14 protein-coding genes are annotated in these 12458 nt (G+C 38.9%); 5 read left to right on the top strand and 9 right to left on the bottom strand.

Features of this window, described 5'->3' with window-relative positions:
* Nucleotides 1-22 precede the first annotated feature (22 nt).
* From trpC to EWM59_RS08695, 8 genes are all read right to left on the bottom strand, one after another.
* Complete coding sequence (trpC, locus tag EWM59_RS08730) at nt 23-811, bottom strand: indole-3-glycerol phosphate synthase TrpC (protein WP_130020581.1); 789 nt, start codon at nt 809-811, stop codon at nt 23-25.
* Nucleotides 812-823: 12 nt separating this feature from the next.
* Nucleotides 824-1411 (bottom strand): Uma2 family endonuclease, encoded by a 588-nt coding sequence (locus tag EWM59_RS08725; RefSeq protein ID WP_130020580.1) that lies wholly within the window; start codon nt 1409-1411, stop codon nt 824-826.
* Nucleotides 1408-2394 (bottom strand): anthranilate phosphoribosyltransferase, encoded by a 987-nt coding sequence (gene trpD, locus EWM59_RS08720; protein WP_130020579.1) that lies wholly within the window; start codon nt 2392-2394, stop codon nt 1408-1410. The genes EWM59_RS08725 and trpD overlap by 4 nt, the downstream gene beginning before the upstream one ends.
* A gap of 14 nt (nt 2395-2408) precedes the next feature.
* Nucleotides 2409-2975, bottom strand: a complete 567-nt coding sequence (locus tag EWM59_RS08715) for an anthranilate synthase component II (RefSeq protein ID WP_130020578.1) — start codon at nt 2973-2975, stop codon at nt 2409-2411.
* A 95-nt stretch (nt 2976-3070) separates the two neighbouring features.
* Nucleotides 3071-4495: an anthranilate synthase component I family protein gene (locus EWM59_RS08710; protein ID WP_130020577.1), complete on the bottom strand. Its 1425-nt coding sequence runs from the start codon at nt 4493-4495 to the stop codon at nt 3071-3073.
* A 4-nt stretch (nt 4496-4499) separates the two neighbouring features.
* Nucleotides 4500-4910: a PH domain-containing protein gene (locus EWM59_RS08705; protein ID WP_207219957.1), complete on the bottom strand. Its 411-nt coding sequence runs from the start codon at nt 4908-4910 to the stop codon at nt 4500-4502.
* 254 nt (nt 4911-5164) lie between these two features.
* Nucleotides 5165-5557, bottom strand: coding sequence for a hypothetical protein (locus tag EWM59_RS08700; RefSeq protein ID WP_130020576.1), 393 nt, complete (start codon nt 5555-5557; stop codon nt 5165-5167).
* A 4-nt stretch (nt 5558-5561) separates the two neighbouring features.
* Nucleotides 5562-6959 carry a Gfo/Idh/MocA family protein gene (locus EWM59_RS08695; protein ID WP_130020575.1) on the bottom strand — a complete coding sequence of 466 codons (1398 nt, stop codon included), beginning with the start codon at nt 6957-6959 and terminating at the stop codon, nt 5562-5564.
* A gap of 66 nt (nt 6960-7025) precedes the next feature.
* On the opposite strand from EWM59_RS08695, the gene EWM59_RS08690 reads away from it, so the two are divergent.
* Nucleotides 7026-7235 (top strand): hypothetical protein, encoded by a 210-nt coding sequence (locus tag EWM59_RS08690; protein WP_130020574.1) that lies wholly within the window; start codon nt 7026-7028, stop codon nt 7233-7235.
* A 37-nt stretch (nt 7236-7272) separates the two neighbouring features.
* Here EWM59_RS08690 and EWM59_RS08685 read toward each other — a convergent pair whose 3' ends face one another.
* Nucleotides 7273-8775, bottom strand: coding sequence for a glycoside hydrolase family 32 protein (locus EWM59_RS08685; RefSeq protein WP_130020573.1), 1503 nt, complete (start codon nt 8773-8775; stop codon nt 7273-7275).
* A gap of 224 nt (nt 8776-8999) precedes the next feature.
* On the opposite strand from EWM59_RS08685, the gene EWM59_RS08680 reads away from it, so the two are divergent.
* From EWM59_RS08680 to EWM59_RS08665, 4 genes are all read left to right on the top strand, one after another.
* Nucleotides 9000-10040: a DHH family phosphoesterase gene (locus EWM59_RS08680; RefSeq protein ID WP_130020572.1), complete on the top strand. Its 1041-nt coding sequence runs from the start codon at nt 9000-9002 to the stop codon at nt 10038-10040.
* Nucleotides 10041-10078: 38 nt separating this feature from the next.
* The gene (gene bamJ, locus EWM59_RS08675) at nt 10079-10921 is read left to right on the top strand and encodes a BamJ family beta-barrel-assembly machinery protein (RefSeq protein ID WP_130020571.1); all 843 of its coding nucleotides are present in this window, start codon (nt 10079-10081) and stop codon (nt 10919-10921) included.
* A 14-nt stretch (nt 10922-10935) separates the two neighbouring features.
* The gene (locus tag EWM59_RS08670) at nt 10936-11823 is read left to right on the top strand and encodes an FKBP-type peptidyl-prolyl cis-trans isomerase (RefSeq protein ID WP_130020570.1); all 888 of its coding nucleotides are present in this window, start codon (nt 10936-10938) and stop codon (nt 11821-11823) included.
* 79 nt (nt 11824-11902) lie between these two features.
* On the top strand, nt 11903-12457 hold the full coding sequence (locus tag EWM59_RS08665) for a hypothetical protein (RefSeq protein WP_130020569.1): 555 nt from the start codon (nt 11903-11905) through the stop codon (nt 12455-12457).
* Nucleotide 12458: the final 1 nt, after the last annotated feature.

Raw genomic sequence — 12458 nt, 5'->3', positions numbered from 1 at the left:
ACGTCAAAATTAACATTTTTTCTTAGATTTTAGCAATAAATTCAGCGAGTTTTGCGCCCGGATTCTCATCTTTCATAAAGGTCTCACCAATCAGAAAACCTTTATATCCGACAGCTTTTAATTGATTGATTGTTTCGGGCTGACTAATACAACTTTCAGAAATCTTCACAATCCTTGCAGGAATTTTGTCGGCCAGTGCTAAAGAGGCGTTCACGTTGTTCTCGGCAAAGTTTTTCAGATTTCTATTGTTTACCCCAATAATATCTACATTCTCTAAAGGGCTTCTTTGTAATTCTTCTTCATCATGAATCTCTAATAATACCTCTAAGCCTATTTCATGGGCTTTCCGGCTAAGTTCTTCTATCTGTGCAGGGCTAAGACAAGCCGCAATTAATAAGATAACATCGGCACCCCAGGCTTTGGCTTCATAGATTTGATAGGTATCAATCATGAAGTCTTTTCTCAGGATTGGGGTATCCGGGTTGGCTACCCGGGCTTTATGTAAATCTTCTTTGGTGCCACCAAAAAAATCCGCATCAGTCAGTACCGATAGCCCTGCTGCCCCTGCTGTGGCATAGCCATTCGTAACAAATTCAACGGTTAGTTGGTCATTGATAATTCCTTTTGAGGGAGATTTACGCTTATGTTCAGCTACGATACCCGAAGACCCCACAGTAGATAATCTTGTACTAAGTGAAACGGTTTTTCTTGAAAAAAGCGGCTCTTTTGCTAAATCTTCTATCGAAATAGTCGATTTGGCTTCTGCTACTTCAATGGCTTTACGGGCAACTATTTTATCTAAAATGGTCATGGTATATAATTGCTATTCTGCAAAAACTTCTTTTAAACTTATGGACAATTCAGGAAATATTGTTGAACTGATAAAATCATCTTCTGTAAATGGTTGTAGGCCAATGTATTTTCCTTTATCGTTTAATACATAGACAAATACTGCCTTATCGTTAGGTTCTACTAACCAGTATTCTTTCACTCCGTTTTCCTGATACACTTCAAATTTGTCTTTCATTTCTTTTTGGGTATTACCCGGTGAAAGAATTTCGATAATCAAATCAGGAGCGCCCACACAGCCCTGTTCATCTAATTTTTCATCATCACAAATCACACATAAATCAGGCTGAACAACCGTGTAAATTTTATCTGAATTACTCTTTTTCGAGCGGGTAAGTCGCACATCAAAAGGAGCAGCAAACAAATGGCAAGGCGTTTTCTTAAAGAAATTGCCAAATTCGAGCGTAAGATTTAAAGAAACTCTCTGATGTTTTAAATTTGGTGCAGGAGACATCTTAAATACGCGCCCTTTGATAATTTCTACGGTTTCATCAAATGCCCATTTCAGATAATCGGCATAGGTATAAACACCATTCAGGTCTAAGTCCTCTATCTTGTTCATGGCTCAACGAGTTTTTTTAAGCAATTTAAGGCTTTTTTACTTTCCAAAGATTCTTTAGCCTGCGCAATGCCCTCTAAAATACTGATACCTCTGGCTACACTCAAAGCTACTCCGGCATTGGCTAATACCACATTGGTTTGTGCGGGTGTACCTTTGTTTTCGAGGATATTTATCAGAATATTAGCTGAATCTTCAAGGGTATTGCCTCCGTGTAAGTCAGATTGCTCGGTTAAATCAAAACTAAAATGCGAAGGAGAATGAACAAATACGCCGTAACGGGTACCTATATTAAAATCGTTCGTAAAAGAAATTTCGTCGTATCCGCCTAAATCGTGTATGATACCAAACTGTGAGGCTGTCCGGTTGAATAATTGTGTATATAAATCAAACACTTTCATATCATATACTCCAGTTAATTGTTTCTGCACTTTAGCCGGATTCAACAAGGGTCCTAACATATTGAAAAAGGTTTTCAAGGCTAATTCTTTACGGATAGGTGCTACATATTTCATAGCCGGATGAAATAGGGGGGCGTGCATATAACAAATACCTGCCGTTTCAATCCTGCGTTTCAGAAAATCAATATCGTTGGTAAACTGAACGCCTAAATACTCTAAAACAGTACTTGAACCCACCGCAGAAGATACCCCATGATTCCCATGCTTGGCAATGGCTTGCCCTGCTCCGGCTACTACAAATGCCGAAGTAGTAGAAATATTGAATGTATCTTTCCCGTCGCCACCTGTACCGCATACGTCCATCGGGTCAAAATCAGATAAATCAATAGGCACTGCCAGTTCAAGCATGGCTTGTTGAAAACCCTCTAACTCTTCTACCGTAACGCCTCTCATCTGAATCCCCATCAGAAAAGCGGCAATCTGTGAGTGATTGCTTTCTCCTTTGCCTATAGTCAACAGGGCTTCTTTAGCTTCCTGAGTTGATAAGGGTTGACCCTGCAATAAAATCTGCAAATACTGTTTCATGGGATTTGGACAAATTAATTTTTTAACCAGTTTTCAACCATTTTTACGCCATGTTGGGTGAGATAAGCCTCTGGATGAAACTGTACCCCCCTTACATCATATTTACTATGCGCTTCTGCCATCACAAACCCTTTTTCGTCAATGGCGGTTACTTTTAGTTCTTCGGGCATGGTTTCAGGAACAACCGTCCATGAATGGTAGCGGCAAACCTCTATTTTTTCGGGTACACCCTGAAAAAGTTTTTCTTCTTTATCCGTAATGATACAAGAAGTGGTAACTCCATGTAGCACATCGCCCATATTGTGTAGTTTAGCCCCAAATGCTTCGCCGATGGCCTGATGGCCTAAACACACCCCAAAAATACTTTTCGTAGGGGCATATTCTTTAATCAGGTCAATCATGATTCCCGCTTCCTCAGGAATACCAGGCCCGGGCGAAAGCAGGATTTTATCGTATTGGGCTACTTCATCTAAAGTTATTTTATCGTTTCTGAATACATCTACGTTCCCACCCAGGTCTTTCAGAATATAGACCAGGTTATAAACGAATGAATCATAATTATCAAGAACCAGAATTTTCATATTTTTATTAATAACTAATTGACTATTGAGTGAATGAGTGATTGTGTGAATGAGTGATTAATTTTTCCATTTTCCGTTCCCCCTTTTCCCATACTCTATATCTCGCTCGCCATTTCAATTGCTTTTCTTAGGGCAGCTAATTTCAGATGAATTTCTTTCATTTCTAATTCTATGTCTGATTTTGCTACAATGCCCATACCTGCCTGATAATAAAGCGTATTGTTTTTGCTTAAAAATGTACGGATAGCAATGGCATGATTGAAATTACCTTTGAAATCCATAAAACCAATGGCACCGCCATAGATACTCCGGTTGGTTGGTTCAAATCGGTTAATAATTGTCATAGCATTGTGCTTGGGTGCTCCCGAGAGTGTTCCTGCCGGAAAAGTATCTGCTACTAACTGTAAAGGGTTTGTACCTTTGTGCATTTGTCCGGTTACTTTCGATACCAGATGAATCACGTGGCTATAAAATTGTACTTCTTTAAAAATATCTACTTTTACAGCGTCTGAACTTCTGGATAAATCGTTACGGGCTAAATCGACCAGCATGACGTGTTCGGCTGATTCTTTAGGGTCGGCATGTAACTGGCGTGCTAATTCGGCATCGCTTTCATCATCGCCGGTACGTCTGAAAGTACCCGCAATCGGATGAATTTCAGCCTGACCATCTTTAATATAAATCTGCTTTTCAGGCGAACTTCCGAAAATATGGTAATTACCTCCATCAAAATAAAACAAATAAGGGGAAGGATTAATTGAGCGGAGCGCACGATAAACGTTGAAATCGTCGCCCTCATATTTTCTTGAAAAGCGTCTTGAAGGTACTATCTGGAATACATCGCCACGTAAACAATGCCCAATACATTTCCTGATAATTTCACGCATATCATCATCATTGATATTGGTCGATTCATCGTCGTCAGCTTTGAATTTTGACGTGGTTACTTTAGGGTTTTTGACAAAAAACTCTAACTTTTCCAGGCCTTCTTTATCCGGTTGAGGTTCTTGGCCTTCAGGCGTATAAGTATGTTCAAAAATATATAACTCGTCTTTGAAATGGTTGATAGCAATTACATACCGATATACCCTGTACAGAATTTGCGGAATAGTAGTTTCAGCACTTTTTTCCTGAATTTCTATGTCTTCAAAATATTCAACCGAATCGTAAGTAATATGCCCGAACAGACCATTAGTGATAAAAGAAAACTCGCTTTTAGGCATTTCAAATTTGGCAGCAAAATCCTGCAATATACCTACGGCATCTTTACGCTTAGCTAATGGAAACTCGCTTTTAGTGCCGTTAGGGAATCTCTGGGTAACAACATCGTTGTCTAATTGAAAACTGGCTACTTCGTCGCAGGCGATATAGCTGAAACTATTGTGCATGGCGTGGTAATCGGCACTTTCGAGAATAACCGAATGAGGGTATTGATTACGGATTCTTTGAAAAATACCGACAGGCGTAAGCATATCGGCCAGTAAACGTTTGTATCGGGTTGTTATACCAAACTTTTGCATTGTGTCAGAGGTTTGTGCTAATATTTGCATTTATCAGTTTCAGTGATTGGATGAATTCTGCCTGCCGTTCGGGCGAAATAATCACAGAATCATATTTGTCGTAATAAATCTCAATTCTATCTTTTACCGATAAAGCCGGAGAACTGACCGGATTATCTGTTTTTACTATTTTTCGTATCTTTTTTATGTCAATTTCCTGATTAATCAGAAATCCGCATACAATTCTCAGCATGTTGCCCTCAATCTGATAATAAGTTCTCAATAAGAAACTCAGAATCAGCGCAGCTGTGGCTAAAAGGATTATTGTCCCAATCCAGAGTTCTTGTAAGGCTGTCATGACCATCAGTACTACCAGAAAAGATAGTAAAGGAGCAAAGAGCCAGTAACTTATTTTTGAGATGAATCTTGAATACATGGCACAAAAAAACGGCTTACAGGATGAACTGTAAGCCGCTGAATATATCTTTTACTCAATACATAGCTATGCTGTTCATCCTTTGTCGGAAGAACGCCACCACCAGATGTTAGCTATGATATTTTGTTGAGTCATTGTCTATGTTTAAAATCTTGGTACAAAAGTATTGAGTAATTTTTAAAAACAAAATTTTCTCAGTTTTTTTTTATTTGGTGGATTAAGGAATAAAAAAAGCCCCTGAACAAAAATTAATTTTACTTATATGTATCAATAATCCCTCCGTTCTGAAAAGATACTTCTTTTACCAAACTGGCTGCATTGAAATATAGTAACATAGAACGTGCATTGGTCGGGTTCTGAATCTGCTCGCATTGAGGTCCTTTTTCTAAAAAATAGACAAACACCTTTTCGTTCCGACGACTCAGAATCTGATAATCGTACCGACCTAAGTTTTCAATAATCTGATTTTCGGTTAAACCTAATATTTTAGGTCGGAGTGCTTTCAGAGGGTCAATCAGTTTTACCCTTTTATCTTCGCAACCACCTCTGTCGGTCTTGAAACTCTGTAAGTCAAAATCTCCTAAATCTGCTTCTTTATTTTTACAGGCACCTAAGGCCAGCAAAGCAATAATTACTAATTTACGCATTATGTTATATTTTTACTTCTACCATTTGTTTGCCTAACCGACTCTTATCTGCCATAAAACCCATCACATGGCTTTCAATGGAGGCTTCAATGGTTGATGTTAATAATTCGGGTTTATTCTGGGCTACTGCCTGTACAAAATTGCGGGCTAAGCCATAGTCTCCTCCGGCATGGCCTGATGCCTGAGTTTTATATTCGGGCAGTTTACTGGCTCGCCATTTGGTATTTTGTTTGGTACGGAAATCGTAGGTCTGGATTTCGTCCATGTCTCCCCACACTTCTCCGTGCGAAAACATCAGACGGGTTTTACGGGCTTCAAAAGACGTAAAGGCTTCCATCGCAAAATTAACGGTAATACCGCCTTCAAACTCCATTGAAGTCGTATAATGGTCGGGTTGGTCGTTATTCATTCGATACACACAACGACCATACGGAGAAGTTTTTAGTTTTGCTAAAATCTCATCGCCCTGCTTGGCAGGGTCATCGGTTACATCCAATACTCTTATACGTAAGCGTTGTTTATGATAGATGCTTAAAGCCGAGAAAGGACATTCGGGCTCTACTTTACAGCCGTCGGTGCAACGCTCGGTACTGCCTTCGGGTGCATTTTCTTTTCTGAACCAGCTTAAAGAGCCATAGGCGGCTATACTTTTACAGGGTTTTCCGATAATCCATCGTAAAATATCCAGGTCGTGGCAAGATTTTGCCAGAATAATCGGATTCGTATCTTTGGCTACGTGCCAGTTGCCTCGCACATAAGAATGTGCCATGTGCTGATATTCGATTCCCTCTAAATGGTTAACGCTAATCAATTGCCCGAACTGACCGCTCTGAGCAATTTCTTTCAGTTTTCTGAAATACGGCGTATAACGCAATACATGGCAAACGGCTATGATTCTTTTGGTTTTCTTTGCCATTGCCAGAATATCCAGACATTCCTGATATGAAGGTGAAATGGGTTTTTCGAGCAATACATGATACCCCATTTCGAGGGCTTTCATGGCAGGGCCATAGTGCAGGTCATCGGGTGTTGAGATAATAATGGCATCGGCAAATTTGGGTACCTTAAAAACATCTTCCCAGGTTTTGAAGCGGTTTTTATCTGCTATCTGATGCGCACTGGCATACTTATCATTTCTGAACGGAATTGGTTCTGCTACACCCACTATATCTAATTCATTGGGAAATGCTAGTGCAAAACGCCCATATACATTGCCCCGGTTACCTGCTCCTAAAACAATGGCCGTAACCGGTTTTTCGAGCGGGATATACCGGTCATCATGAGGTAATTCGATGGGTTCATCAATAGAATCTCCGGCAAAAGTATCAGTGTTTAAAAAAGATAAACCACCTGCAGTTAAGCCGAATGTTTTAAGTATATCACGTCTTGAAAAACTGTCCATAGTAGGGTAGAATCATTGAAATTGATTACATTTGCAAATATAGTATAAACCCAAATATGTAAACTGATGCAAGGAAAATTAGTGAAGAAACTGCCTGTAATCATGCTTGCTGTCATGATAATTATTACGGCAGCGGTGTTGGTAGCCTATTACTCGGGCAATCAGGAATTAGCATTGCTTACCCAGAAAATTCATTTTTACGTAATTGCAGTAGGGGCTATTATAAGCCTGTTCTTGTTTTTTAAGCAACGTTGGCAAAATAAAAAAGCTGAATAAATTTTTACCATTTATTCAGCTTCTGTTTTCAGACAGATTAATCTTTCTGCCATTCCCACACTTTCAGTTTCGTAACTTTGGCTCTGCCTCCCCGGCTGAATAACTGCCAGTTTCCGCTATTACCCTCAGGAAAAATAAGACTGGTTATTACTGCTTCGCCTTCATTGCCAAATACTTCAATTGACGACTGGTCAACAAAAACCAATAATCTTACAGTACCTCTTTCTTCTTTCATAGGGCTTGCATCCATTGAGGCAAAATTAGGGGCAATCACTTTACCTGAATTAATACGGTTAATGTAGAGTTGTTCGCTGTCTTTCTGATACCCAATCAATGTCTCCTGATTATTAGTCGGGTTTTTCATCACTTTTACACCTACTTCTCTGGCACCATTTAACTCAAACTCTACATCAATCATATAAGACCCGGCCTGATTCTGCCACATCATGCCGTTATCTTCTTCTATCCCCATTTCTTCCATTTGTACAAGTCCACGCCAGTTTTTGGCTTTTAATACTTCTTCGGCAGGTTTTTGTAAAAGCCTTACTCCTTCTTTGGTTCTCTTTAATGAAATTTCACGGGGTATGCTCATTTGTCCTTTCCACGGAAAAGTAGGCAGGGCATCAGTATAATTCCAGCTTGCCATCCAGCCTAACATACTTTTTTTAGGGGCATTATAGAAAGGAATTGCCGCATAAAAATCTTTTCCGTAATCAACATAAAGTTTAGTATCAGCAGGATTATCATTAGTAAAGGTTTTGCCGTCAAAGGTGCCAACAAAATACTGCATACCTATAAAGTCCTGATGAGGGCCATTAGAAGACAGCATCAATACCCACCTGGTGCCTTGTTCTCCTTCAATAGGCAATTCTATTAACGAAGGACATTCCCACATTTTTCTTAAATCTCCTTGCTTGCTGAACTCACTTAACAAAGTCCAGTTTGTCAGATTTTTTGAGCCATAAAATTGTGCTTTAAATTCAAGCGGCAATACCACTACCATCACCCATTGTTTACTTGGTTCATGCCAGAACATATTAGGGTCACGGAAATCTTTCATGGCTTTTCCACCCGGCATAGGCGCAGGAATAATAGGGTTGCCCTTATATTTTGTCCAGGTACGCCCTTTATCGGTTGAATAGGCCAGATGCTGGTTTTCTTTCTTGCCATGATAATCGGCTGTATAAATAGCCACCATGCTATTGGCACCAAAGCCGCTTGTATTGTTTTTATCTATGACCACACCGCCTGAAAAAATCCATACCGAATCTTCAGGAATAGCTACGGGCAAGTGTTCCCAATTTACTAAATCTTTGCTTACGGCGTGCCCCCAACTCATGTGTCCCCATTTGTTTTCAAACGGATTATACTGATAGAAAATATGCCATTCTCCCTCATGATAGACAAGCCCGTTAGGGTCATTTGTCCAGTTTTTTGCAGGCGAAAAATGAAAATTGGGCCTCCATTGTTCGGTAGATGCCTGTTGGGCATATCCTACATAAGAGACAAAAAGGCATAAGGCAAGAATAAGGTTTTTCATAGGAGAAAGATTATAGAGGTCTATTACACAAACATAAAAGAAAATATCAATTCAAATAACTTTATCGTCACTAATTATCTAATTTTTCATATTTTATTGAAAATTCAGAATATTCAATTTATTGAAAATATACTGAATGTTTTATAAAAAATATTTAATCAATGCTTTAGCATTGGTTTTTGCATGTTTGTTTTCCCATCATTACTTTGTACCTTTGCGGCGCTATGCAAGAGTTTTTCACAGATTCGGTACAAAAATTACAAGAATTCAACGATTTATTGGCATCACCCCGAAAAATTGTTATTACTACTCATCAAAATCCAGACGCCGATGCGCTTGGTTCATCGTTGGGTTTGGCCTCCTATTTAAAGAAAAAAAATCACACTGTTACGGTTATTACACCTACCGATTACCCTGAGTTTTTACAATGGATGTCGGGTGAGAAGGAAGTAATTAATTTTGAAAGTGAGAAACAGGAGATAGCCAGGCAACTGATAGCTGATGCAGAAATTATTTTTTGCCTTGATTTTTCGGCTATCAACCGTATCAAGGGCATGGAAGAGTATGTGAGAAAAGCTTCTGCAAAAAAAGTATTGATAGACCACCATCAGCAACCTGAAAGATTTGCTGATTTTGTATTCTGGAATGAGAAGGCAGCAGCTACCTGTGAGTTAATTTATCAGCTGATTGAAATCCTTGGCGATAAAGCCCTGATTGATATTGCCTGTGCAGAGTGCCTATATGCAGGTTTGGTAACAGATACGGGGTCTTTCAGGTTTGATAGTACTACCAAAGATTTGCACAGAGTAGCCGGTGAGCTGATAGAAATAGGGGTGGCGAGCAATAGTGTACAGCGGAAAATTTTTGATAATAATTCATTAGACCGTATTCAGTTTTTAGGGTTTGCCATAAGTCAGAAACTGGTATTTCTGCCTGAATACAAGGTGTCTTACATGGCTATTTCTAAAGAAGAATTAGCCAGATATGGGTCTAAAAACGGAGATACTGAGGGAATTGTAAATTATGGCTTATCGATTAAAGGTGTGGAAATGGCAGCCATGTTTGTAGAGCGAGACGACATGATACGTATTTCGTTCCGCTCGGTAAAAGATTTTTCGGTAAGTGAATTTGCGAGAAATCATTTTGATGGCGGTGGGCATAAAAATGCAGCAGGCGGGCGTTCTTATGTGAGTCTGGAAAAAACGCTTGAAAAATTTCTGAGTCTTCTGCCCCGATATAAAGAACAATTATTAAACAGCGAATAAATATTTTATTACGTACTATATTATAATTAATAAATTTCATGACAAAATTTTTGAAACCTACATTAGGCCTTGCGTTAGCAACAAGTTTGCTTTTTTCTTGCGATAACTTTAAAGTAACCCAAGAGTCTGATGGCTCAAAATACCAGATTCACGAAGGCGGAGATGGTAAAGTAAAACCAAAAGAAGGAGATCTGGTAACTTTTGATTTAGTAATAAAAGCACCCAACGATACTGTATTTACAGACACTTATAAAAGAAAAGAGCCTATAACCATGCCTGTTCAGAAAGGTCAGTTTAAAGGTGATTTTATCAATACCATTACTCACTTGTCAGTAGGCGATAGTGCTACGATTTATGTAAGCGCCGATTCGTTGTTTATGCGTGCTCAGCAACCATTGCCTCCAGGTGTATCTAAAGGCTCTGATATGAGATTTATTGTAAAAGTAAGAAACATTCAGACGATGGCACAATTCCAGAAAGCACAGGAAGAAAAGAAAAATAATGAGTTGCAATTGATGGATAATTTTGCCAAGAAAAATTTTCCTAATGCTACTAAGACACAATATGGCATTTATCGTGTCGTTGTGAAAGAAGGAACTGGTGCAACCATTATAGCAGGAAATACCGTCAAAGTAGCATATACGGGAAAATTGATGAACGGAACCATATTTGATAGTTCTGTTGGTAAACAACCCATTGAATTTCCTGTTGGGCAAGGTGCTGTAATTCCGGGTTGGGAACAAGCATTGATGATGATGAAAAAGGGCGAAAAAAATATCGTTTTTATTCCATCAAACTTAGCTTATGGCGAGCAGGGTAGTGGCCCTATTCCTCCATTCAGCCCATTGATTTTTGAAATGGAAGTTATAGATGTGAAATAAATAATTTAATTGTAATGAAAAAGATAGTACTTGGATTAGTTGTAGTAGGTTGTTCGGTTTTATTAAATGCTTGTAGTGGTTTTCTTACTAACGACCTCGAAGAAACCGTTAAGCTGAACGACCAGCAAATGTTGAATTATATCAACACCAAAAACCTGCAGATGACTAAAGCAGACAATGGAATGTATTACCAGATTACAAAGCCCAATGCTGCGGGGAAAAATGCGAATTTAGGTGATGAAGTAAAGATACACTTTGTGATGTCTTTATTAGATGGTACAAGAATTGACAGTACTGAAAGATTAAAAAATGCGCCTTATTCGGCTATTTTTGGTGGTACAATATATTTGCAAGGACTATTAGATGCCCTCAGTATATTGAAAGAAGGCGAAAGAGGTACTTTTTTAGTTCCTTCTTATTTGGCTTTTGGTGAGCAGGCACGTGATAAAATTCCAGGTAAATCGGTTATCGTGTTTGATTTGGAGGCAGTCAGATACCGTAGTGAAGCACAGCAAATAGACGAGTATATTCAGAATGGTACGAATACAACTTTCGTTTCAACAGATACAACGGAGTCTGGTGTAAAGGTGCTTAAAATGACACAAACTACCGGAACACAACTGGCCGCAGGCCAGACGACTACTGTAAAATATACAGGCTATCTGGCAAGTACTATCAAGCAGTTTGATACCGGACAAATAGATGTGTACTTAGGTGGTGGCGGAGTAGTTAAAGGTTTTGAAGAAGGCTTGCAAAAACTGCGGGTAGGAGAAAAAGCCGTATTGGTCTTTAAGTCGGCACTTGGCTACGGGCCACAAGGTCGGCAAGATAATACTGGTGCATACGCCATTCCACCTTATTCGCCTTTAATATTTGTGGTTGAGATTAAGAGTACTAAATAAAAATCATTATTTTTTGTAATTTTAAAGCCCCTGAACTTTTCAGGGGCTTTATCGTTTATTCAGGATTGGATTAATTACTATGTCGAAAATACCTAAAGAACTTGAAAAAGCAATTGTGAGCCTGCCTGTTAAGGAGAAAGACAAAATGCTTTTACGCCTGATTGGGAAGAGTGAATTATTAATAGAGCAATTGCAATACCAATTGCTCGAAAATGAATCTTTTTTGAATGAGAGAAGGGAAGAAATTAAGAAAAGTATTTTGAGGGTTTCAAAAATGACGCATAGTACACCCGGCTGGATGATGATGGATATGCGTGATTTGAATAGCAGAATCACGAATCATGTAAAAATAACTAAAGACAAATATGGCGAGATTGAACTGACGCTTTATCTGTTGAATAGTTTCTTCGATAACCAGTTCAGCTTATTAGAGAAATATAACAGTAAGTCAGATACAGTGGCACTCTATATAGCCAAGCGAACAGAATTTATTCTAAAAAAATTGCCCAAACTCCATGAAGATTACTACATAGAGTTTGAGCGTGATGTAAATAAGCTCTTGGAACGAGTGCACAAATATGCACCTTCTTATTATGCCCGACAAATGGACTTACCTAAAGACTGGGAGTATTAAT

Origin of the sequence: Emticicia agri (assembly GCF_004168285.1) — a bacterium.
Taxonomy (GTDB): Bacteria; Bacteroidota; Bacteroidia; order Cytophagales; family Spirosomataceae; genus Emticicia; species Emticicia agri.
This window is presented reverse-complemented; position numbering and strand designations above follow the sequence as displayed.

What these genes read in the sequence shown, in the direction of transcription:
- trpC (WP_130020581.1), bottom strand. Translation starts at nt 811, where the DNA reads ATGACCATTTTAGATAAAATAGTTGCCCGTAAAGCCATTGAAGTAGCA.
- EWM59_RS08725 (WP_130020580.1), bottom strand. Translation starts at nt 1,411, where the DNA reads ATGAACAAGATAGAGGACTTAGACCTGAATGGTGTTTATACCTATGCC.
- trpD (WP_130020579.1), bottom strand. Translation starts at nt 2,394, where the DNA reads ATGAAACAGTATTTGCAGATTTTATTGCAGGGTCAACCCTTATCAACT.
- EWM59_RS08715 (WP_130020578.1), bottom strand. Translation starts at nt 2,975, where the DNA reads ATGAAAATTCTGGTTCTTGATAATTATGATTCATTCGTTTATAACCTG.
- EWM59_RS08710 (WP_130020577.1), bottom strand. Translation starts at nt 4,495, where the DNA reads ATGCAAAAGTTTGGTATAACAACCCGATACAAACGTTTACTGGCCGAT.
- EWM59_RS08705 (WP_207219957.1), bottom strand. Translation starts at nt 4,910, where the DNA reads ATGTATTCAAGATTCATCTCAAAAATAAGTTACTGGCTCTTTGCTCCT.
- EWM59_RS08700 (WP_130020576.1), bottom strand. Translation starts at nt 5,557, where the DNA reads ATGCGTAAATTAGTAATTATTGCTTTGCTGGCCTTAGGTGCCTGTAAA.
- EWM59_RS08695 (WP_130020575.1), bottom strand. Translation starts at nt 6,959, where the DNA reads ATGGACAGTTTTTCAAGACGTGATATACTTAAAACATTCGGCTTAACT.
- EWM59_RS08690 (WP_130020574.1), top strand. Translation starts at nt 7,026, where the DNA reads ATGCAAGGAAAATTAGTGAAGAAACTGCCTGTAATCATGCTTGCTGTC.
- EWM59_RS08685 (WP_130020573.1), bottom strand. Translation starts at nt 8,775, where the DNA reads ATGAAAAACCTTATTCTTGCCTTATGCCTTTTTGTCTCTTATGTAGGA.
- EWM59_RS08680 (WP_130020572.1), top strand. Translation starts at nt 9,000, where the DNA reads ATGCAAGAGTTTTTCACAGATTCGGTACAAAAATTACAAGAATTCAAC.
- bamJ (WP_130020571.1), top strand. Translation starts at nt 10,079, where the DNA reads ATGACAAAATTTTTGAAACCTACATTAGGCCTTGCGTTAGCAACAAGT.
- EWM59_RS08670 (WP_130020570.1), top strand. Translation starts at nt 10,936, where the DNA reads ATGAAAAAGATAGTACTTGGATTAGTTGTAGTAGGTTGTTCGGTTTTA.
- EWM59_RS08665 (WP_130020569.1), top strand. Translation starts at nt 11,903, where the DNA reads ATGTCGAAAATACCTAAAGAACTTGAAAAAGCAATTGTGAGCCTGCCT.